The sequence below is a fragment of the Hylemonella sp. W303a genome, assembly GCF_046452315.1.
In the GTDB taxonomy this organism is placed as follows: Bacteria; Pseudomonadota; Gammaproteobacteria; order Burkholderiales; family Burkholderiaceae_C; genus Hylemonella.
On sequence record NZ_JBKFDG010000001.1, the window covers coordinates 91,871 to 112,229 of the forward strand.

The window sequence follows — 20,359 nt, forward strand, 5'->3', positions numbered from 1 at the left end:
TGACTCTTCCACCCAGGGTGGTGGGGTCCGGCTGGTTTCGTTTTTCTGGAAATTCACCCATGTCTCGCTTCCATTCAGCCCCCCAGCGGGCTGCTCTTGCCACGTTCCGCGCACGCGTGCCATCCTCTCTTCGCCACACGGGGCCGCTGACACCCGTGACCCTCGCCATCTTGGCTTGTCTCATCGTTGATGGGGTGAGCGCTCAGCCCAGCAACTCGCAGTCCACGGCTTTGACCTTGGGGGAGGTCGTGGTCTCGGCGCCCAGTGGCGCGCTGGACACTCAGCAAGTTCCCACGTCCGTGAATGTTTTGCCCCAAGAGCGCATTGAAGGGCAGCCCATGGCCAACAACTGGCAGCTGTTCGAAATGGTGCCGGGCGTGATGCTTACCCAATTCAACCAAGGCACCACCTCCGGAAAATTCTCGATGCGAGGTTTCAACGGAGAAGGCGAAATCAATGCCGTGAAACTGCTGATCGATGGCGTGCCGAGCAACAGCAACGACGGCAACATGCCTTACATCGACCTGGCGCCTTCGCTGGACATCGAGTCCATCGAGTTGGTGCGTGGCACGAATGACCCCCGCTACGGTTTGCACAACATCGCGGGCAACGCCAACATCGTCACGCGCATGGGTGGTGACTATCGCCGCGTGCGCGCGACCTTAGGCAGGTTCAAGACCCAGGAAGTGCAAGCGGCCATCGGTGTGGACAGCGGAGCCTTGACGCAAAATCTGGCCATCATCGGTCGCCAGTCCGACGGCCATCGCGAGCATTCGGACTCGGACGCTCTGGGTTTCTCCGGCAAGTGGTTCTTGCACAGCGAAGATGGACGAGGCCGAGTCGGTTTGATCGCTCGCCATCACCGCGCGAATGCCGAGGAAGCGGGTTACCTCACCAAAGCCCAGACCCAGGACGATCCGGATCAATCACCCAGCTACAACGCCACCGACGAGGATGAGCGGCGCATGACCCAGGTGGCCTTGCAGGCCGAGCGCCAGATCAACGACCGCCTGCAATTCAAGGGCCAGGTCTACTCCAACCAGATCTACGACCATCGGTACGTGCGCTTCTCCGCGTCTGCCTCGCAGCAGGAGCGTTTGGTTGATGAAGACCACGTGGGACTTTCCGTCTCCGCCACCTATGCCCTGGGCGAAACCGCGCTGGGCGAGGTTCAGCTTTCAGGTGGCTTTGACACGGAGCGGCAGGACAATCGCAGCAAACGCTACACCACCGTCGCCCAGACGCGCAGCAGCCAGACCCGTGACCAGCAGTTCGACTTCAACACCGTGGGCGCCTTTGCGCAAGCCAACATCAAGCCGACGGCTCAGCTCACGCTGACACCCGCCTTGCGCGTGGATCAGATTTCAGGTGATTACACGAACCGACTGACGGGTGCGCAGTACGACATGAATGACTACGGGTTGATTCAACAACCCAAGCTCGGCGTGGTTTATGTCTATTCCGATCCGCTGGTCTTTTATGGCAATGTGGGGCGCAGCTTCCAGGTCGGCGTGGGGACCGGTTCGTACAAGGTCAATCAGTCTCGCGATCTGGAGCCTTCGATCAACGACGGCTGGGAAACCGGCGTGAAGTTCAAGCCCGTGTCATCGGTGGATGGCCGATTCGCGGTGTGGCGGCAGGTGGCGAGCAACGAGGCTTTGCGCAAGCTCAACGATCCTTCCAACGACTCCGAGAACATCGGCCGCACGCGCCGAGAAGGGGTGGACCTGGAACTCAATGCCCGTCCCCATCGGGACCTGGGCCTCTGGTTTTCGCTCACGGCGCAGCGCGCGGAAATCCTCCGAGCCGCTTCCAATGCCAGCAACACCGAGGGCAAGGAACTCGACCACGTGCCGCATCTGATTTCCGGCTTGGGTGTGGATCACCAGGTGACGCCTGCCTTGAGCTGGTCGGCCTGGGTCAACAGCCAGTCGGACTACTACATCGAGAAGACCAACAGCACGCCCAAGTACGGTGGCTACACCTTGCTGAATGCCTCGGTGTCCTACCAGTTCAGCCCCAAGGTCGCGCTCGAAGTGCAGGGTCGCAACCTGACGGACCGCTACTACGAGTACGTCTGGCATGACGGCTCGCAAAGCCTGCATGCGCCCGGCGCACCGCGCAGCGTCTACGCGATGCTGAACATCAGCCTCTGATGGACCAGGCCCGACTGCGCAAGCGCTGGCTGGCGCTGCATCTGTGGATCGGCCTGCCCCTGGGCGCCTTGCTGGCGCTCCTGGGCGTGACCGGCAGCGCGCTGGTCTTCTACCTGGAACTGGATCGCTGGCTCAACCCGGCGATCCAGGTGCCTGCCCAGACCGAGGTGGCGCAGGCCGGGACCGGCACGCCCGTGTCACCGCAACAGGTGCTGCAACGACTGCGCACGGCCTATCCGGAATTGACCGGTCCGTGGCGCATCGAATTGCCCGACAGCGCGAGCAGTCCGGTGATGGTGCGCTACCCACGTCCGCCCGAGCGTGCGGACAAGGCATTCGCGCCCCGCATGGTCACCCTCGACCCACGAACTTTGGAGATCACCAGCGATCGCTACTGGGGGGACTTCCTTGCAACCTGGCTCTATGACCTGCACTACACCTTGCTGTGGGAGGGCGTGGGGCGCACGGTGGTGGGTTGGTTGGGTGTGGCGATGGTGATGTCCCTGCTCAGCGGATTGTGGCTGTGGTGGCCGAGCCGCCAGCGCCTGGGCGCGGCCCTGCGGCCGGTGCTGCGCCCCGGGCCGGTGAGGCGCACGTATGACCTGCATGTGTTGACGGGCGTCTACGCCTGGCTTGGGCTTTTGCTGTTGGCTCTCACGGGCATCGGTCTGGCCTGGCCGGACGCGACACGGACGCTCTTGCGGGTCGAGCCCGGCAGCGCCGTGGCGCGGCCTGCTGCGCCTGCGGCACCGGCCCAAGCCTTGGTCTCACTGGACGCTGCCGTGCTCGTCGCCCAGCGGGAGTTTCCGCAGGCGGACGTGCGCTGGGTGGAGTCGTCTGGCACCCAGGGCGAGCCCATCGTCTTGCGCTTGCACCAGAGCTTCGAGCCCGGGCGGCGCTTTCCTCAAACTCGCATCTGGGTCGATGCCGTCACCGGTGAGCTGCTGGCGCGACAGGACCCCGCCGACCAGGGGTACGGGAATGCCTTGCTCGCGTGGCTGCATCCTCTGCACAACGCCGAGCTGTTCGGCCTGCCGGGGCGCTTGCTGTACGCGGTTCTGGGGCTGGTCCCTTTGCTGGCGTGGATCACCGGCTTGATACGGTGGCGGCAGAAGCGCCGTGCGCGGACGTGGTCCCGTTGAGCGTGCCCAGGCATCGTGTTCGAGGGTCAACCAAATTTCCGGAATATGATGATCGTCATATTTTGGTATGATGCGTCCAATTCGACCGAGCATCCGCACAATGCCCATCGCCCCCAGTCGCAAGCAGCAAACGCACGACCGCATCGTCGATGCGGCGGCGCGCGCCTTGCGCGGCGGTGGGTTTTCCGGGGTCGGCGTGGCGGACATCATGAAGCAGTCCGGGCTGACCCATGGTGGCTTTTATGCCCATTTCGCCTCGCGTGAAGTCTTGATCGCCGAAGCGCTGGAGCGCGCCGGTCGCGACGCCCACGCGCGCATGCAGGAAGCGCTGGACCGAGGCCAAGCCCAAGGCTTCAGCCGCTTCCGTACCTTGGTCGAGAACTACCTTTCCGAGCAACACCTCAATGCCCCCGAGTACGGCTGTGCGGTGGCGGCGCTCGCTTCCGAGATGCCACGTCAGGCGGATGCCGTGCGCGAGGCCGCGGTGGCGCGCGTGCGCGATTTGGTGGCCGATGTGCGCGATGCACTTCCGGTTGGGCATGCCGACGACGCTGCGAGCGTGATCGCCAGCCAACTCATTGGTGCGCTACAGATCGCCCGCACCTTGGGCCCCAATGCGCAGGGGCGCAAGCATCTGGCGCTGGCGCGGCGCTTCTTGCTCGAACAATTCGACGCCCAATCTCCTTCCTGAAGGTTTTTCCGCCCGCAGATCTCTGCGTTTTTTTGTTCGCACTTAAATATGACGACCGTCATAAAACTGGAGTAAAGCATGAAACTCGATCAATCCGTTGTTCTCATCACGGGCGCCAACCGCGGCATCGGCCTGGAATTCGCCAGGCAGGCGCTGGCACGCGGTGCGCGCCGTGTGTATGCCGCCGCACGTGATCCGGCGAGCGTGCGCCTGGAGGGCGTGATGCCGCTGCGTCTCGACGTCACCGATCCTGCTCAGGTTATCGCAGCCGCGAAGGACTACGGTGACGTGACCCTGGTCGTCAACAACGCCGGTATCGCCATGCCTGGGGGCTTCCTGGCCGACACCGATCTGTCCGCCACGCGGCGTCAGCTGGAGACCAACTTCATCGGCATGTTGCAGATGGCCCAGGCTTTCGCGCCGGTGCTGGCGAAGAACGGTGGCGGCGCCTTGCTTAACGTGCTCTCCATCGCGAGCTGGATCAACCGCCCCGTGCTCGGCACGTACGGCGCCAGCAAGTCCGCCGCCTGGGCGTTGACCAATGGTCTGCGCCACGAGCTACGCGAGCAAGGCACGCAGGTCACGGCCCTGCACATGGGATTCGTGGACACGGATCTGACGCGTGGCATGGAAGTACCCAAGTCCACGCCCCAGGACATCGTGCGCCTGGCTTACGAGGGATTGGAAGCGGGCGCCATGGAAGTGTTGGCCGATGACATCACGCGCCAGGTCAAGCAATCCTTGTCGACGCCCGCAGCGGCTTACTTGGCAGCGGTTTGAATCGAGGATTCAAGGCCAGGCCCCGAGCCAACATTGACGCGTCGACCTGTGTCAGCCAACGGGGCCGCGTCAAGTCAGCCAGCGCTGCACCTTGTCCTGCTCCTCCACGGCCAGCCGCCAGGTGGTGCTGGTCTTGGGCAGGGTGAGCGGCAGACGCACAATGCGCTGGTCGCGTGAGATCAAGGCGGTCAGTTGCAGTTGCGGGCCTGCGTAGAGCAGCAGGTCATCCAACTTGCGCAGCCGCCATGCGCTGGGGCTCTCGGACGCCTTGGCTTTGCCGGACTTGCCTGTCGACGTGCCATGGATTTCCACGCCCAGCCACTCGTCGCCCGCCGCGAAGCCCGCTTCCTCTGCAGGGCCGCCGCGAAGCACGGTCTTGATTTGCACGCTGCCATTGCTTTCCGCGACACGCAGTCCCAGGCGCTGCACCAACTGGGCCGGGTCATCGTGGACGGCGACGCCCTGGCTTTGCAGCAGTTCGCGCAGCGGCAGTTCGCGGGTGCCATGCACCCAGTGCTGGAGTTCTTTTTTCCAACTCCGGCCGCTGAGGTCCTGCAACACGGCCAGCACGTCGGCTTCGGTCATCGGACCCGCCTTGCAGCGGCGCCAGAGCGCTCGCATCACGTCGTCCAAGGATTTTTTGTGCCCGGTCTCTGCGCGCAGCGTGAGGTCGATGCACAAGGCCACGAGCGCGCCCTTGCCGTAGTAGCTGACGGTGGCGTTGGGCGTGTTCTCGTCCACGCGGTAGTACTTGACCCAGGCGTCCAAGCTGGCCTGGGCCACGGTCTGCACCCAGCGGCCGGGCGTTTGCAGCAGCTGGTTGATGTTCTTGTTGAGCAGGCGCAGGTAGGTGGCGTCGTCGATCAACCCGGCGCGCCGCAGCAGCAAGTCGTCGTAGTAACTGGTGAAGCCCTCGAAGAACCAGAGCAGCTCGGTGTAGTTTTCCCGCGTGTAGTCGTAGCGTGAGAACTCGGCGGGGCGCAAGCGCTTGACGTTCCAGGTGTGGAAGTACTCATGGCTGATCAGGCCCAGCAAGGTGGTGTAGCCCTCAGCGGGCTTTTGGCCCAGGCGCGGGAGGTCACGCCGCCCGCAGATCAGCGCGGTGCTGTTGCGGTGCTCCAAGCCGCCGTAGTTGTCGTCGGTGGCGTTGAGCATGAACACATAGCGCTGAAAGGGCGGTGCTGGCACCGTGCCTTTGGCACGGCCTTGGGCATGCCAAAAGCGGATTTCCGTTTCGCAGATGCGTTGCGCGTCGGCCAGCAGGCGCGCGCCGTCGAAGCTCGGCGGTGCGCCCGCAACGATGAAGCGGTGCGGCACGCCGCAGGCCGTGAAGTCGCCCTGCCAGAACGCGCCCAGTTCCACCGGGCTGTCCGCCAGCTCGTCGTAATCGGCGGCGCGGTAACTGCCCCAGCCTTGCTTGTCGGTCGTCAGCGGGGTCAGGCCGGTGGCGACCTGCCAGGGCGCCATCGCCTCCTTGCCTGATCCGGCAGGGCGGGCCAGGGTGAGTCCATGTGGCGCGTCTTCTTGCCCTTCCACGCGCAGGCACAGGCTGGTGGCGTTGAAAAACCCCCGCTGCGTGTCCAACCAAGCGGCACGCACGGAGTTGTCGTATGCGTAAACGCGGTAGCTCAGCACCAGCGGCTGACCCGGGTCGCAATCGACCGACCAACTGCATTTGTCCAATTGCCGTGGGGCCAGCGCTTTCTTGCCCTGCCGCGCCGTGAGTTCCTGCAAGTGCTTGGCGAACTCCCGTACCAGGTAACTGCCCGGAATCCAGACCGGCAGGCTCACGTGCTGCTGCGGTGCCGGTTCGGCGATGGTCACAGTCACGCGGTAGAGGTGGGCGCGCGGGTTTTCAAGCTCGACCAAGTAGGTCACCGCCACCGCGCGCGAGGCGGCTTGCGGTGCGCGAGCTCGGTAGGAACGGGCAGCGGTGGAGGAGCGGGCCATGGAGCAGAGCCTGTGAAAGCAGAGTGGCTGGGAGGGCGTCGGATCGCGCGTCGACGGATGTCGCTTTACTTGCCTACTTGCTTGCCGCTGCGTTGGCGAAAAGCTGCTCGATCTGCCGCGCGCTCAACGCGCCCGGCGCACGTGCGTCGTTGGCGAAGAACATCGTGGGCGTGCCCTGGATGCGGTGCTTGCGGCCGAACTCCAGGTTGCGCGTGAGCGTGTCCAGCGTGCGTTGGCTGCAATTGGCCTGCGCCGCGGGTGGCGTGCCCTTGAGCATCCAATCCAACCAAACTTGGCCGCGCTGCGCTGAGGCGGTGCACCACACGGCCTGGGATTTTTCCGTGGATTGCGGGCCGAGCACCGGGTACAGGAAGACGTGGATGGTCACGTTGTCGAGGCTGGCCAGCTCACGCTCCAGCCTGCGGCAGTAACCGCACTCGGGGTCGGAGAACACCGCGAGCTGGCGCTCGCCCTTGCCGCGGCGGATGACGAAGGCATCGTCGAAGGGCAGGTCCTGGAAGCGCACGGCTGACAGCTGCTCCGTGCGTTCTTCGGTCAGGTTGCGTTGGTTTTGCAGGTCGATGATCTGGCCTTGAATCAGGTGGCGTCCCTGGGCATCGGTATAGAAAATGTCTTGCCCCACGCGCACCTCGTACAAGCTGGTGCCCCCCGCCAAGGGCAGCGCGCGCACTTCGTCGATGGCGGGCATCTTGGGCAGGCGAGCGCCCAAGTTCTTGCGGATGGCCGCTGCTGCAGCAGGTTCCGCAGTCGCCTTGACCTCGTTCGGATTGGATTGGGCTTGCGCCGGGTTCAGCGCGGCCAGGCCCAGCAGAGCCAGCGTCAGACCGAAGAGGGCCGCTCGCAGCGGGCGGGCGTTGCGAACCATGCGCGAGGAGAAGGGCTGAGTCATCGTGGGGCTTGCTTTCAGGGGTGTGTCGTCGTGCGTCAGGTGTCGTCGCGTGCCATTCAAGCGCCCATCGCCTGGCGGGCCAGCCAGTGCTTGAGCCAGCCGCTGTGCTCGACGCCTCGCAGACCCCAGGCACGCAGCTGGTTCCAGAAAGGGCCTTCGCGGGTGTAGAGACGCTGCAGCGCGTCCATGCCCAGGTCCAGCGGCAGCATGCCGGCCTTGCGCGCGCGCTCGTAGCGGCGCAGCAGCTTGGGGTCGGCCACGCTGCGCCACTCCTCGCGTTCGCGCAGCACGCGGGCCAATTCGGCCACGTCGGCCAGGCCCAGGTTCAGGCCTTGTCCCGCCAGCGGATGCACCGCGTGCGCGGCGTCGCCCGCCAGCACCCAAGCGCCTTGAGCGCTGCGGCCAGACCACTGGCGCGCCCGCGCTCGTACCAGGGGCCAGGCCCGGCGCTCGCTCACCAGTTCCATCGCGCCCAACGCATGCCCGCAGGCCAAGGCGAGGGCCTCGGCATAGGCCTTGGGCGTTAGCTCTTGCAGGAAGGCGGCGCGCTTCGGCGAGACCGACCAGACCACGGCCACGGTGTCGCCGTGTGGCCCGCCCAGCGGCAACAGGGCCAACACCTCACCGGCGGATTCATCGCGCAGAAACCATTGCCGTGCGACCTGTCCGTGCGGCCGTTCACAGCGCACGCGGGCCGCCAGGGCATGCTGGGCATAGGGCGCCATGTCGTAGTCCACGCCCAAGGCGGAGCGCGTGGCGCTGGCACGGCCTTCACAGACCACGGTGAGCGGCGCCTTGACTTCCTGGCCTTGTGGCACCCGCTCGATCTGCGGCTGATAGCGCAGCGCGGTGGCGAGGCCCTCTTCGAGCACGGGCGCGTCAACGATCCAATTCAGCGCGGGCGCGCCACGAAGATCGCCCCGGTTCGGACCGTGCAGGGCCGCGCTGAAGTTCAGTTCGCTGCCTTCGTCACCATGCACCTGCATGGCCAGGACCGGCGTGGCCAGGGTGTCGTCCTCCGGCCAGGCGCGGATGCTTTCGAGCAGCGCGCGCGAGGCCGGGGTGAGGGCGTAGGCGCGAATGTCCGCTCCGACTTTTGCTGCGCCCGGCAAGGCGGGCGGGGCAGCGCTCAAACCCACGCGCAGCTTCTCACGCGCAAGCAAGAGGGCCAGGCTGCGGCCGACGATGCCGTCGCCGCTGATGAAAATGTCCAGGGCTGGGGAGGGAGATGCCATAGCTGAGGGGCATTGTAGAAGCCGGCCTCGACCCGAGACGGCAAGGCACAATCAATCCCATGCAAACCTCCGACGTTGTGGGGCGGATTTCCAGCCTCCATGTGTACCCCGTCAAATCCTGCGGCGGTCTGGCCTTGCCTCAGGCGCTGCTGACCGAGACCGGTCTGGACCTGGATCGGGCCTGGATGGTCGTGGACGAAGCGGGCGAATTTGTCACCCAGCGCGAACTGCCGCGCATGGCCCTGATCCAGACCGCCTTCAAGGGCGACACGCTGGGCAGCGGTGAGTTGGTGCTGCGCGCGCCGGGCATGCTGGCCCTGCACCTGCGCGTGGACACGGTGGAGGCGCCGACCCGCGTGCGCGTCTGGCAGGACGAAGTGGCCGCTTTTGACATGGGCGACCTCGCGGCGCAATGGTTCACGGACTTTCTGGCGCAGGGCGCGGGAGGCGGCGGCCGCTACCGGCTGGCCCGTTTCGACCCCGAGCATCGCCGTCTGTCCAGCCTGAAATGGACGGGGGGCGTGGAAGCGCCCAACCAGTTCTCCGACGGGTATCCCCTGCTGGTGGTCAGCCAATCCGCGGTGGACGACCTGAACACCCGTCTGAAAGCCGCTGGCCAACCCGTGGTCGATGCGCGGCGCTTCCGGCCCAACATCGTCATCGAGGGCTGGGAGGCGCACGACGAAGACCGCGTGGGCCCCATCACCATCGATACGGACGAGGGTGAGGTGCAGCTCACGCCCGTCAAGCCCTGTTCCCGCTGCCCCATTCCCAACATCGACCCGGACACGGCGCAAAGCCATCCCTCGGTGAACGACACGCTGCAGGCCTACCGGCAAGACGCGCGCCTCAACGGCGCCATCACCTTCGGCATGAACTGCATCGTTACGGCGGGTCTGGACCGCTGGCTCAAGGTGGGGCAGGTGGCGCGGGCGGATTACGCCTTCTGATGCCTCAGCGCGAGTTGACGTCAAGCCGACTTATCCAGCGTCTCCGTGGCTAAAGCTGTGGACAAGTGCATGAACAAGTCGCGCAGGCCGCGCCTGCGCTGGCTTGCCATTGGACTGCCTGTTTGACGGGCATGCGCGGCGAGGCCGCGGGCGGCACACCGCCGCCTTTAAAATACCGCCCCTCAAGCAAGGAACACCATGAGTCTCAAGTGCGGCATCGTCGGCCTGCCCAACGTCGGCAAATCCACCCTCTTCAACGCCCTGACCAAGGCGGGCATCGCCGCTGAAAACTACCCCTTCTGCACCATTGAGCCCAATGTCGGCGTGGTCGAGGTGCCGGATCCGCGCTTGAAGCAACTGTCCGAGATCGTCCAGCCCGAGCGCATCGTGCCCGCCATCGTGGAGTTCGTGGACATCGCCGGCCTGGTGGCCGGGGCCAGCACGGGCGAAGGCCTGGGCAACAAGTTCCTCGCGCACATCCGCGAGACCGATGCCATCGTCAACGTGGTGCGCTGCTTCGCGGACGACAACGTGATCCACGTGGCTGGCAAGGTGGACCCGATTGCCGACATCGAAGTGATCCAGACCGAACTCTGCTTGGCCGACCTGGGCGCGGTCGAGAAAGCCTTGCAGCGCGTGAGCAAGACGGCGCGCTCGGGCGACAAGGAGTCGATCAAGCTGGTGGCCATCCTGGAGAAATGCCAGGCCGCGCTGGACCAGGGTAAGCCGGTGCGCACGGTGGAGTTCAGCAAGGAAGAGCTGCCCCTGCTCAAGCAGTTCTTCCTGATCACGGCCAAGCCCGCCATGTTCGTCGGCAACGTGAGCGAAGACGGTTTCGAGAACAACCCCTATCTCGACCGCCTCAAGGAATACGCCGCCACGCAGAACGCGCCCGTGGTGGCCATCTGCGCCAAGATCGAGGCCGAACTGTCCGAGATGGACGACGCCGACCGCCTTGACTTCCTCAAGGAACTGGGCCAGGACGAACCCGGCCTGAACCGCCTGATCCGCGCGGCCTACAAGCTGCTGGGCCTGCAGACCTACTTCACCGCTGGGGTGAAGGAAGTGCGCGCGTGGACCATCCACGTCGGCGACACCGGCCCGCAGGCCGCTGGGGTGATCCACACCGATTTCGAGAAGGGCTACATCCGCGCCCAGACCATCGCCTTCGAAGACTTCATCGCCTTCAAGGGCGAACAGGGCGCCAAGGACGCGGGCAAGATGCGCGCCGAAGGCAAGGACTACGTCGTCAAGGATGGCGACGTGATGAATTTCTTGTTCAGCAGTTGATTGATCAAGGCTTTTCCTCGCCTTTCCGGCCACCTTCCGGACGCGGAAAATCTCCCCAAAGCCGCGCACCAGCGCGGCTTTATCATTTCTGGCGTTTCATGGATGCTGCTGCGTCAGTGAACATCAACCTGATCGCCCAGGTGGATGTCCCATGATCTGCCATGCGCGCCATTGCCTTTCTGCTTTTCGCCGTTGAGACCCCCGAATGAACCCCATCGAACAACAGTTTTTCAACGAACTCGAAAAGAAGCTCTGGACCGCCGCCGACAAGCTGCGCTCGTCCCTGGATGCCTCGGTCTACAAGCATGTGGTGCTGGGCCTGATTTTTCTGAAGTACGTTTCCGACGCCTTGGAAGAGCGGCAGCGGGAACTGCGCCTGCAATTTCAAAACCCCGAGCACGAGTACTACATGGCCCCGGAGGACTATGAAGGGGATTACGACAGTCGCGTTGCCGCCGAGCTGGAGGTGCGCGACTACTACACGGAGAAAAACGTTTTCTGGGTGCCGTTTGAAGCGCGTTGGCAGACCTTGCGTGACTTGGCCCAGCTACCGCCCGGCAGCGAGTTGCCTTGGAACGTGCCCAAGCGTGACAGTGACGGCCGTTACGTGCGCAACGAGGCGGGCGAATTGGAGATGGTGCCGGACAAGATGCGCACCGTGGGCTGGCTGATCGACAACGCCATGGAGGCCGTGGAGCGGGAGAACACCCAGCTCAAGAACGTGCTCAACAAAGACTTCGCGCGCACCCAGATCGACAGCCAAAAATTGGCCGACCTGATCGCCCACTTCTCGGACACCAACTTCAGCCAACCCACCTACAACGGGCAGGTGCTGAGCCTCAAGAGCAAAGACATCCTTGGCCATGTCTACGAATACTTTCTGGGTCAGTTCGCGCTGGCCGAGGGCAAGAAAGGCGGCCAGTACTACACGCCCAAGAGCATCGTCACGCTGATCGTCGAGATGCTGCAGCCCTTCAAGGGCCGGGTCTACGACCCGGCCATGGGATCGGGCGGCTTCTTCGTGCAGAGCGATGAATTCATCGACAACCACGCCAAGCAACACGTCAACAAGAAAGAACGCAACAGGCAAATCAGCGTCTACGGGCAGGAAAGCAACCCCACCACCTGGAAGCTGGCCGCCATGAACATGGCCATCCGTGGCCTGGACTTCAACTTTGGTGGCCAGCCCGGCGACACCCTGCAAAACGACCTGCACCCCGACCTGCGCGCCGACTATGTGATGGCCAACCCGCCCTTCAACATGAAGGAGTGGTGGAGCGCCAAGCTCGAGAACGACCCACGCTGGCTGCCCGGTTGCACGCCGCCGCAGGGCAACGCCAACTTTGCCTGGATGCAGCACATGCTCTACCACCTGGCCCCCACCGGCAGCATGGCCCTGCTGCTGGCCAACGGTTCCATGAGCAGCAACACCAACAACGAAGGCGAGATACGCAAGCAGCTGGTGGAGCGCGACTACGTGGAGTGCTTGGTGGCCCTGCCCGGCCAGCTGTTCACCAACACGCAGATCCCGGCCTGCATCTGGTTCCTGACCAAGGACAAGGCCAACGGATTCAATCTCGACCAGAAGAAGCGCGATCGGCGCGGGCAGTTCCTGTTCATCGATGCCCGCCAGATGGGCTACATGAAAGACCGCGTGCTGCGTGACTTCAGGCTGGATGACATCCAGAAGATTGCCGACACCTTCCATGCCTGGCAGCAAGGGGAGGGCTATGCCGATGTGCCGGGCTTCTGCTACGCGGCGTCGCTCGCCGACATCCGCAAGCACGAGTTTGTGCTGACGCCGGGGCGTTATGTGGGCGCGCAGGAGCAGGAAGACGACAGCGAAGTCTTTGCCGACAAGATGGCCCGGCTGACTGCGCAGCTGGCGGAGCAGTTTGCGGAGAGCGCGAAGCTGGAACAGGAAATCAAGAAGAACTTGGCAGGGTTGGGCTATGAGTTCTGACTGGCCAGAAGTTCGCGTAGAAGAGATTGCTGCAAATGATCCGAATGCGCTGTCGACAGGACCGTTTGGTTCCTCGATTTCTTCAAAGTTCTTCACCTCTTCTGGTGTTCCTGTTATCCGTGGCTCGAATCTGAGCGCAGATGTTGGGGTCAAACTGATAGATGAAGAGATTGCTTTTGTTTCCTTTGACAAAGCGAAGGAGTTCAGGCGGTCGGTAGCAAAGAGGGGTGATTTGGTCTTCACCTGCTGGGGCACCATCAATCAGGTTGGGCTCATTCACGCCAAGTCGAAATACCCTGAGTACGTTGTCTCCAACAAGCAGATGAAGTTGACCGTCGACGCCACGAAGGTTGACCCCAAGTTTCTCTACTACGTCTTTTCAAGCCCTGAAAAGCAGCACGAGATTCTTTCCAATGGGATTGGTGCAGCGGTTCCTGGGTTCAATCTTGGCCAGCTCAAGAAGCACGCATTCCGGCTCCCCCCGCTGGCGGTTCAGGAAAGTGTCGTAAGGGTGTTGGATTCCTTGGATGCCAAAATCGGCCTCAACCGCCGCATCAACCAAACCCTCGAAGCCATGGCGCAAGCCATCTTCCAATCCTGGTTTGTCGATTTCGACCCTGTCAAAGCCAAGATCGCCGCCAAGGCCGAAGGCCGCGACCCGCTGCGCGCTGCGATGAGCGCCATCAGCGGCAAACCTGATGCCGAACTCGACGCCTTGCCGCCCGAGCAATACGAACAACTCGCCGCCACGGCTGCGCTGTTTCCTGATGAGATGGAAGCGTCGGAGTTGGGGGATATTCCGAAGGGGTGGGCTTTCAGGCCCCTGGCTGACATCACTCAATTTGCGAGCGGCAAGACTGAGGTCTCGTCATTGACCGAAGACCTCTACATCTCCACTGAAAACATGCTTGAGAACAGGGCTGGCATCACCCGCGCCAACTCGCTGCCGTCTGTGGCCGTAGTCCCGAGTTTCAAAGCAGGGCAGATTCTTGTCTCCAACATTCGCCCGTATTTCAAGAAACTTTGGATTGCCCGCTTTAACGGCGGACGATCACCGGACGTGCTGGCATTTGAACCCACCGACTATCAATGGGCTGAGTTCGCGTACAACCTGATGTACCAAGACGCATTCTTTGAGTTCATGACGCGCACTGCTAAGGGCGCCAAGATGCCTCGCGGAGACAAAGATGCCATCATGGGTTGGAGGTTTCCATGTCCAGATGGGCTTCTAATGATTGCCTTTTCAGAAAATGTCAGACCGAACTACGCTCACATCGCGAGCCTGAATTCTCAAAATAGGTCCCTTTCCGAACTCCGCGACACCCTCCTCCCCAAACTCCTCTCTGGTGAGCTGTCCGTCGAAGCACTCGCCGAATCCGCCGGGGCCGCCTGATGGACATCCAAAAGCTCCGTGACAACAAGCTCATTGTGGACAAGGTCGAGGAGGCCTTGCAGGCGGCGTACTCGTCGAATGAGGAGTTCAACGCGGTGCTGGACGAGGCCGAGCCGCTGTCGTTCAAGAGCCTGCGCGACCCGGAGCACGAATACCTGGTCAAGGTCAGCGATGCCCTGTACTGGGTGGAACGCGACGCCTACCTGGATGAGCTGGATCACTGGGAAGGGAAACGCCAGGTCGATCAGCACGAAGTCGCGTCGGCTTTCATCCAGCAGTCAGACCAGCTAGCGGTCTTTCTTGACCTGGTGGATGCCCTGCGGGTGGGGCGCATCGCGCCCTTTGTCGGCGCGGGGCTCTCCAAACCCTGCGGTTATCCGATGTGGGGCGAGGCCCTGCGCAAGATCGCGCAAAAGCTCAAGGGCCTGGACGTGCAGGACATCGAGCCCATGATGGCGCAGTACGACTACCTGCAAGCCGCCCAAGTGCTGCATGACGCCGCGGCCCAGCAGGTGCAGCATTTCATCAAGACCGAGTTTCGTCAGCGCGGTGTGGTCGATGGGCCGGTCACGCTGCTGCCCGAACTGGCAAAGGGCTGCATCGTCACCACCAATTTCGACACGGTCATCGAGGACCTGTTTCGAGAGAAGGGGCAGCCGCTGGATGGCTACATGCACGGCACGCAAGCGGGCAACAACTTCGTGCAGCGGCTTTTGCGCGGCGAGCGCTGCATTCTGAAACTGCATGGTGACGCGGGTCAGGCGAATACCCATGTGTTCACCCAGGCGCAGTACCAAGCGGCGTATGGCGGGGCGGGCGGAGCGCCTTTCGCGTTCCAGAACCAATTGCCCAGGGCGTTGCGGCAGATTTTCATCAGCCACTCGCTGTTGTTCCTGGGGTGCAGCCTGGAGCAAGACAAGACCCTGGACCTGTTCAAGTCCGTCGTGGTTGAGGGCGCGTTTGAAGTGCCGGACCACTTTGCGCTGCTGGATGAACCACCCTCGCCGCAAGAACGCGCCCGCAAGGAAGATCGCTTGTTGCAACTGAAGATTCGGCCGCTGTGGTACGCCGCGCCTGCGGATGCCGATGGCAAGCCGGACCATGGCATGCTGGAGCAGATTCTCAGACTCGCCATTGCGGTGGCGCGCAGACAGGTGGTGTTTGGATGAGCATCTCGGCAGAGCAAATCGACTTGTGGCGCAGCGTGGCGTCTGAAACGCAGCGTCTGGAGTTCAAAGAGGCGCGGAATCAGTACGACACAACCAAGCTGTGCCGCTATTGCGTCGCCATCGCCAACGAGGGCGGCGGGCACCTGGTGCTGGGCATTGCAGACAAGCCGCCGCGCCCGGTGGTGGGTAGCCAGGCCTTTCCTGACACGCAGGACATTGCCGAGAAGCTGTTCCATTGGCTGGGCTTTCGCGTGGATGTGGAGGCGGTGGCCCACCCGGAGGGGCGGGTGCTGGTGTTCAGCATTCCTGCGCGTCCCAAAGGCACGGCCTACCACCACGACGGCGCTTACCTGATGCGCTCGGGGGAAGAGCTGGTGCCGATGAGCGAGGACCAGCTGCGCAAGATCTTTGCGGAAGGCCAGCCGGGTTGGCTGGAGAACCCGGCGCTGACGGACGTGTCTGCCCAGGACGTGGTTCAGTGGCTGGACACCCAAACCTTTTTCGAACTGATGCGCCTGCCCTACCCGACCGACCAGGCGGGCGTGCTGGCCCGCTTGCTGGACGAGCGCCTGATCGAGCGCAGCGCGGCGGGCTTCAACATCCTGCGCATCGGCGCGGTGCTGCTGGCCAAGAACATGCGGCAGTTCCAGGACATCAGCCGCAAGGCGGCGCGTGTGATCGTCTATGCGGGCGAGTCCAAGATGCAGACCGTTTCCGACGTCACCGGCGAGAAGGGCTACGCCGTGGGTTTTGCGGGGCTGGTGCAGTACGTGATGGGCAAATTGCCGCAGAACGAGGTCATCGAAGGAGCCATCCGCAAGGAGGTCAAGCTGCTGCCGGAGGTGGTGGTGCGGGAACTACTGGCCAATGCACTGATCCACCAGGATTTCGACATGGGCGGTGCCTCGCCGGTGGTGGAGGTGTTCAGCAACCGCGTGGAGATATCCAACCCGGGCGAGCCCATCGTGCCGGTGGAGCGCTTCATCGACGGCTACCAGTCCCGCAACGAGCGGCTGGCGGACCTGATGCGGCGGTTCGGCATCTGCGAGGAGAAGAGCAGCGGCATTGATCGGGTGATCGAGGCCGCCGAGTTGATGCAGTTGCCGGCCCCCGAGTTCTTGACGAGTCACCGGCGCACGATCGTGGTGATCCACGGGCCACGTGCTTTCCGCGACATGAACGGCGGCGACCGGGTGCGGGCCTGCTACCAGCATTGCGTGCTGCAGTACGTGCTGCGCCGGCAGATGACCAACCAGTCGCTGCGGGAGCGTTTTGGCTTGCCCGAGGGCAGCAGCAACACGGTGTCGCAGATCATCACGGCGACCCTGGAGCAGGGACTGGTAAAGATGGACCCCAACGCGCCAGACTCGCGGCGCTATGCGCGCTACATCCCGGCATGGGCGTAGTGGTCATTTCATCGGCAGCCCGGCTCGGGGCGCCAGGTGTAGGCAAGTCGTTGATTTGCCGAGGATTTCTTATTTCATCGCAAACTGGCCGGGTGCCTCGGCGGTGCAGCGTGGCCAGGGGAGGCCGATATGCTGAATGAACAACAACTCGAAGAGCTCTGCCTGGCCTGGTTCCAGGAGACGGGCTGGCGCCTCGCGCATGGCCCGGACGTCGCCCCCGACAGTAGCACGCCGGAGCGCACTGACTACCGGCAGGTGGTGTTGCGCGAGCGCCTGCTGAGCGCATTGACTCGGATCAACCCGCACTTGCCACCTGCAGCCCTGGAGCAGGCTGCGCATGCCTTGCAGACGGCAGGTGGACCGCAGCTGATCGTGCGCAACCGAAGCGTGCACCGCCTGTTGTTGAACGGCGTGATGGTGGAGTTTGCGCAGGGCGACGAGAAAAAGACCGATCTGGTGCAGTTCATCGATTTCGCGCATCCCAGCAACAACGACTTCTTGGTGGTGAACCAGTTCACCATCACAGGCAGCAAGCAGTTGCGCCGTCCGGATGTGATCGCGTTCGTCAACGGTCTGCCGTTGGCGGTGGTGGAGCTGAAAAATCCCGCCAACGAGCAGACGGACGTGTGGGACGCCTTCAATCAATTGCAGACCTACAAGGAAGAAATCAGCGACCTGTTCAACTGCAACGCCGCCCTGGTGGTCAGCGACGGCTGGACTGCGCGAGTCGGATCCCTCACCGCCAACGCGGAGCGCATGCTGCCCTGGCGCACAGTCGCCAACGAAGACGACCGCCCGCGTCTGCAGATGGAGCTCGAGACCGTGGTGCGTGGATTCTTCAAGCCCGAGTTGTTCTTGGACTACCTGCGCCACTTCGTGCTCTTCGAGCAGGATGGCGACAGCATCAGCAAGAAGATCGCGGGCTACCACCAATTCCACGCGGTGCGCGAGGCAGTGCGCGCCACGGTGATCGCCTCGCGAGATGTGGACAAGGGCCTGCTGGAAGTGCGTGAAGAGCGCGCCATCTATGGCAAGGAGGTCAGACCAGGCTCTCGCAAAGCGGGCGTGGTGTGGCATACCCAGGGCTCGGGCAAAAGCATTACCATGGCCTGCTACGCGGGCAAGCTGCTGCAGCAACCCGAAATGAAGAACCCCACGCTGGTGGTGGTGACCGACCGCAACGATTTGGACGGCCAGTTGTTCGCCACCTTCAGCGCGGCGACTGACCTGCTCAAGACCACCCCGGTTCAGGCCGGGGGGCGCGACGAGCTGCGCGAGATGCTGGTGTCGCGCGAGGCGGGGGGGATCATTTTCACCACGGTGCAGAAGTTCGCTTTGCTGGAAGGTGAAGAGGCCCACCCGCTGCTGTCTGGTCGCTCCAACATCGTGGTGATTTCGGACGAGGCCCACCGCAGCCAGTACGGCACCAAAGGGCGCCTGGATACCAAGACGGGCAAGTACGTGTTCGGTTACGCCAAGCACCTGCGCGATGCGCTCAAGAATGCGACCTTCATCGGTTTCACCGGCACGCCCATCGCGTTGGAAGACAAGGACACGCGCGCGGTGTTTGGTGACTACGTCAGCATCTATGACATCCAGGATGCGGTGGACGATGGCGCGACGGTGCCCATCTATTACGAAAGCCGTCTGGCAAAGCTGGATGTGAATCAAGCCGAGATCGACACCCTCAACGCGCAGGTGGAAGAGGTGGTCGAGGACGAAGAGGACATCGCCAGCCGTGAGAAAACCAAGAGCGAGTGGTCGGCGTTGGAGAAGTTGGTGGGCTCGGCGCCCCGGCTGCAGCAGGTGGCGCGCGACCTGATCCACCACTTCGAGGCACGCCTGTCCGTGGTGGACGGCAAGGCCATGATCGTCTGCATGAGCCGCGACATCTGCGTTCAGCTCTACAACGCCATTTGCGTGGGGGACAAAGAGCATCCGCCTCTGCGGCCCGAATGGCACAGCACCGACCCTGAGCAAGGTGCCATCAAGATCATCATGACCGGTTCAGCCGCCGACAAGGCCTTGTTGCAACCGCATCTGTACAGCAAGCAGGTGAAGAGGCGGTTGGAAGCGCGCTTCAAGGACGCCATGGATCCGTTGCGAATTGTGATCGTGCGCGACATGTGGCTGACGGGTTTTGATGCGCCTTGCTGCCACACGATGTACATCGACAAGCCCATGAAAGGGCACAACCTGATGCAGGCCATTGCTCGCGTCAACCGGGTTTTCAAGAACAAGCCTGGCGGTCTGGTGGTGGATTACATCGGCATTGCCAACGAGCTGAAGGCCGCGCTCAAGACGTACACCGAGGCCAAGGGCAAGGGCGACCCAACAAGAAGCGCGGCCGAGGCGCTGGCCGTGTTGTTCGAGAAACTGGGCATCGTGCGCGGCCTGATGAAGGGCTGCGACTACAGCGCGTTCGAAACCAACGCCGTCCAGTTGCTGGTGCCTGTCGCCAATCACATCCTGGCGTTGAAAGACGGCAAGACGCGCTTTCTAGACACCATGGTGGCCGTTGGCGAGGCGTACTCGCTGTGTGGGACGTTGGACGAGGCTGCCTCGCTCCGCAAGGAGATCGCGTTCTTTTCAGCAATCAAGGCCGCGATCACCAAGTTCACGACCGTGGACAGGAAACGCAGTGATGCCGAGAAGAACAGCGCGCTCAGGCAAATCCTGGACAACGCGATCATCGCGGATGGGGTAGCCGATGTGTTCGCCTTGGCTGGGCTGGACAAGCCCAACATTGGTTTGTTATCCGACGCGTTTCTGGAAGATGTGCGCCAGATGGAGAGTCGCAATCTGGCGGTGGAGTTGCTGGAAAAGTTGCTGCGCGACGAAATCAAGGCCCGTGCCCGCAACAACGTGGTTCTAGAGAAGAAGTATGGTGAGCGATTGCTGGAAACCTTGCGCAAGTATCACAACCGCGCGATTGAAACCGCTCAAGTGGTTGAAGAGTTGATCCAGATGGCCAAGGAGTTCCAGGCGACGCTGGAGCGCGAAGCCAGTCTCGGCCTGGGGCACGATGAGATCGCCTTCTACGATGCACTGGCCAACAACGAGAGCGCCGTGCGCAAGTTGGGCGATGAAGTCTTGAAAAAAATCGCCATCGAGATCACCGAGAAGTTGCGCGCCAGCACCACGGTTGACTGGCAGGTGCGCGAGAGTGTCCGCGCCAAGCTGCGCATCCTGGTGCGGCGTTGCCTGCAAAAATGGAAATACCCGCCCGATCAGGAGCCCCAGGCCGTGGAGCTGGTGCTCCAACAGGCGGAGCAGCTTTCCAGTACTTGGGCGGTATGAAACGACCGGTCTGCCCAAGCCGTG

At 63.0% G+C, this 20,359-nt stretch carries 14 protein-coding genes; 11 read left to right on the plus strand and 3 right to left on the minus strand.

All coding sequences use genetic code 11. The annotated features are described in order from the left end of the window. Nucleotides 1-116: 116 nt before the first annotated feature. The 4 genes from ACLBKS_RS00440 (at nucleotide 117) to ACLBKS_RS00455 (ending at nucleotide 4,769) form a co-directional block, all read left to right on the plus strand. A complete protein-coding gene (locus tag ACLBKS_RS00440; RefSeq protein WP_410190829.1) occupies nucleotides 117-2,156 on the plus strand; it encodes a TonB-dependent receptor in 2,040 nt (679 codons plus the stop codon). Beyond that, nucleotides 2,156-3,298, plus strand: coding sequence for a PepSY-associated TM helix domain-containing protein (locus ACLBKS_RS00445; RefSeq protein WP_410190830.1), 1,143 nt, complete (start codon nucleotides 2,156-2,158; stop codon nucleotides 3,296-3,298). Before ACLBKS_RS00440 ends, ACLBKS_RS00445 begins: the two co-directional genes overlap by 1 nt. A 100-nt stretch (nucleotides 3,299-3,398) precedes the next feature. Beyond that, the gene (locus tag ACLBKS_RS00450) at nucleotides 3,399-3,989 is read left to right on the plus strand and encodes a TetR/AcrR family transcriptional regulator (protein ID WP_410190831.1); all 591 of its coding nucleotides are present in this window, start codon (nucleotides 3,399-3,401) and stop codon (nucleotides 3,987-3,989) included. A 78-nt stretch (nucleotides 3,990-4,067) separates the two neighbouring features. Then, entirely contained in the window at nucleotides 4,068-4,769 is a 702-nt protein-coding gene (locus ACLBKS_RS00455) for an SDR family oxidoreductase (RefSeq protein WP_410190832.1), read from the plus strand. Between the two features lie 69 nt (nucleotides 4,770-4,838). Here the strand turns inward: ACLBKS_RS00455 and ACLBKS_RS00460 are convergent, their stop codons facing one another. The 3 genes from ACLBKS_RS00460 to ACLBKS_RS00470 form a co-directional block, all read right to left on the minus strand. Continuing rightward, nucleotides 4,839-6,719: a M61 family metallopeptidase gene (locus ACLBKS_RS00460; RefSeq protein ID WP_410190833.1), complete on the minus strand. Its 1,881-nt coding sequence runs from the start codon at nucleotides 6,717-6,719 to the stop codon at nucleotides 4,839-4,841. Between the two features lie 73 nt (nucleotides 6,720-6,792). Continuing rightward, nucleotides 6,793-7,629: a DsbC family protein gene (locus tag ACLBKS_RS00465; RefSeq protein ID WP_410190834.1), complete on the minus strand. Its 837-nt coding sequence runs from the start codon at nucleotides 7,627-7,629 to the stop codon at nucleotides 6,793-6,795. A gap of 56 nt (nucleotides 7,630-7,685) precedes the next feature. Further along, entirely contained in the window at nucleotides 7,686-8,864 is a 1,179-nt protein-coding gene (locus ACLBKS_RS00470) for an FAD-dependent monooxygenase (protein WP_410190835.1), read from the minus strand. Nucleotides 8,865-8,923: 59 nt separating this feature from the next. Here ACLBKS_RS00470 and ACLBKS_RS00475 point away from each other — a divergent pair, with 59 nt between their 5' ends. The 7 genes from ACLBKS_RS00475 (at nucleotide 8,924) to ACLBKS_RS00505 (ending at nucleotide 20,335) form a co-directional block, all read left to right on the plus strand. Continuing rightward, nucleotides 8,924-9,814: an MOSC domain-containing protein gene (locus ACLBKS_RS00475; RefSeq protein ID WP_410190836.1), complete on the plus strand. Its 891-nt coding sequence runs from the start codon at nucleotides 8,924-8,926 to the stop codon at nucleotides 9,812-9,814. A 198-nt stretch (nucleotides 9,815-10,012) separates the two neighbouring features. Beyond that, on the plus strand, nucleotides 10,013-11,104 hold the full coding sequence (ychF, locus tag ACLBKS_RS00480) for a redox-regulated ATPase YchF (protein ID WP_410190837.1): 1,092 nt from the start codon (nucleotides 10,013-10,015) through the stop codon (nucleotides 11,102-11,104). 205 nt (nucleotides 11,105-11,309) lie between these two features. Continuing rightward, entirely contained in the window at nucleotides 11,310-13,067 is a 1,758-nt protein-coding gene (locus tag ACLBKS_RS00485) for a type I restriction-modification system subunit M (RefSeq protein ID WP_410190838.1), read from the plus strand. Beyond that, a complete protein-coding gene (locus ACLBKS_RS00490; RefSeq protein ID WP_410190839.1) occupies nucleotides 13,057-14,460 on the plus strand; it encodes a restriction endonuclease subunit S in 1,404 nt (467 codons plus the stop codon). The genes ACLBKS_RS00485 and ACLBKS_RS00490 overlap by 11 nt, the downstream gene beginning before the upstream one ends. After that, nucleotides 14,460-15,629: an SIR2 family NAD-dependent protein deacylase gene (locus ACLBKS_RS00495; protein ID WP_410190840.1), complete on the plus strand. Its 1,170-nt coding sequence runs from the start codon at nucleotides 14,460-14,462 to the stop codon at nucleotides 15,627-15,629. Before ACLBKS_RS00490 ends, ACLBKS_RS00495 begins: the two co-directional genes overlap by 1 nt. Beyond that, complete coding sequence (locus ACLBKS_RS00500) at nucleotides 15,626-17,035, plus strand: ATP-binding protein (protein WP_410190841.1); 1,410 nt, start codon at nucleotides 15,626-15,628, stop codon at nucleotides 17,033-17,035. The genes ACLBKS_RS00495 and ACLBKS_RS00500 overlap by 4 nt, the downstream gene beginning before the upstream one ends. 129 nt (nucleotides 17,036-17,164) lie before the next feature. Next, nucleotides 17,165-20,335, plus strand: coding sequence for a type I restriction endonuclease subunit R (locus ACLBKS_RS00505; protein WP_410190842.1), 3,171 nt, complete (start codon nucleotides 17,165-17,167; stop codon nucleotides 20,333-20,335). Nucleotides 20,336-20,359: the final 24 nt, after the last annotated feature.

Coding starts and splice junctions, on each gene's coding strand:
- ACLBKS_RS00475 (WP_410190836.1), top strand. CDS start 8,924: ATGCAAACCTCCGACGTTGTGGGGCGGATTTCCAGCCTCCATGTGTAC.
- ACLBKS_RS00490 (WP_410190839.1), top strand. CDS start 13,057: ATGAGTTCTGACTGGCCAGAAGTTCGCGTAGAAGAGATTGCTGCAAAT.
- ACLBKS_RS00455 (WP_410190832.1), top strand. CDS start 4,068: ATGAAACTCGATCAATCCGTTGTTCTCATCACGGGCGCCAACCGCGGC.
- ACLBKS_RS00445 (WP_410190830.1), top strand. CDS start 2,156: ATGGACCAGGCCCGACTGCGCAAGCGCTGGCTGGCGCTGCATCTGTGG.
- ychF (WP_410190837.1), top strand. CDS start 10,013: ATGAGTCTCAAGTGCGGCATCGTCGGCCTGCCCAACGTCGGCAAATCC.
- ACLBKS_RS00500 (WP_410190841.1), top strand. CDS start 15,626: ATGAGCATCTCGGCAGAGCAAATCGACTTGTGGCGCAGCGTGGCGTCT.
- ACLBKS_RS00485 (WP_410190838.1), top strand. CDS start 11,310: ATGAACCCCATCGAACAACAGTTTTTCAACGAACTCGAAAAGAAGCTC.
- ACLBKS_RS00470 (WP_410190835.1), bottom strand. CDS start 8,864: ATGGCATCTCCCTCCCCAGCCCTGGACATTTTCATCAGCGGCGACGGC.
- ACLBKS_RS00460 (WP_410190833.1), bottom strand. CDS start 6,719: ATGGCCCGCTCCTCCACCGCTGCCCGTTCCTACCGAGCTCGCGCACCG.
- ACLBKS_RS00505 (WP_410190842.1), top strand. CDS start 17,165: ATGCTGAATGAACAACAACTCGAAGAGCTCTGCCTGGCCTGGTTCCAG.
- ACLBKS_RS00450 (WP_410190831.1), top strand. CDS start 3,399: ATGCCCATCGCCCCCAGTCGCAAGCAGCAAACGCACGACCGCATCGTC.
- ACLBKS_RS00465 (WP_410190834.1), bottom strand. CDS start 7,629: ATGACTCAGCCCTTCTCCTCGCGCATGGTTCGCAACGCCCGCCCGCTG.
- ACLBKS_RS00495 (WP_410190840.1), top strand. CDS start 14,460: ATGGACATCCAAAAGCTCCGTGACAACAAGCTCATTGTGGACAAGGTC.